Raw genomic sequence first — 802 nt, forward strand, 5'->3', positions numbered from 1 at the left:
CATTTTTTTTCCTTATTGAGATTGAACTTCTTTAATTGGGCGTGCAGGCGTACCTACACAAACCGGATTTGATGGCAGGTCTTTGTTAACGACAGAGCCCGCTCCGATCACAACGTTATCGCCTATCGTTACACCGCCAAGGATGCTTACATTCGCGCCAATCCATACGTTGTCACCGATAGTGATAGGAAGTGATTGTTCATAGCCTTCGAATCGCTGTTCTGGATTCAAAGGGTGGCCAGTCGTTGAAATAACGACATGTGGCGCAATCAGGCAATGGTTGCCTATTTTCACTTTTGCGCCATCCAAGATGGTGCAGCCATGGTTTGCATAGAAGTGAGCTCCTACCTCGATGTTGTATCCGTAGTCGCAGTAAAATGGTGACTCAACGTGAGCAGATGCACTGTTCAGAAGCTCGAATGTAATATGCTCACGTACTTCCGAGTCGAATGCTTGATTGAGTAAGTAACACTTGTGCTTAGCTTGATGTCTTTCTTCGACTAATAGAGGGTCAAACGCAAAGTACCATTCACCCTTAAGCATGAGTTCTTTATGATTCATCATTAGTGGATACCACCTAGTAAGTTAATAACCACAATGCCAGCCACAATCATTGCTATGCCAAGGGTTGTGAAGAGGCTTGGTGTAAAGCCGCTTGCCATTGATACAGTAGTCAGCAATACGATTCCGCCCCCAGCCCAAATTGCGTATGTGATAGGGATTGGCAGTGTTTTAGATGTCAGTGACAAGAAGTACAGCGCCACCATGTAGCAGACACCAACCGCAAAAGTTGCGTACAGCT

Annotated in this window: 2 protein-coding genes; both read right to left on the bottom strand. The window is 45.6% G+C overall.

Annotated features, from left to right (window positions below; genetic code table 11):
• Positions 1-12: 12 nt before the first annotated feature.
• Positions 13-564 (bottom strand): sugar O-acetyltransferase, encoded by a 552-nt coding sequence (locus KIV40_RS27065; protein ID WP_285352269.1) that lies wholly within the window; start codon positions 562-564, stop codon positions 13-15.
• The coding region (locus tag KIV40_RS27070; RefSeq protein ID WP_285352270.1) for a multidrug efflux SMR transporter at positions 564-802 on the bottom strand (239 nt) is incomplete at its 5' end. The genes KIV40_RS27065 and KIV40_RS27070, both read right to left, overlap by 1 nt.

The sequence above is a fragment of the Vibrio sp. D173a genome, assembly GCF_030248475.1.

Coding starts and splice junctions, on each gene's coding strand:
- KIV40_RS27065 (WP_285352269.1), bottom strand. CDS start 564: ATGATGAATCATAAAGAACTCATGCTTAAGGGTGAATGGTACTTTGCG.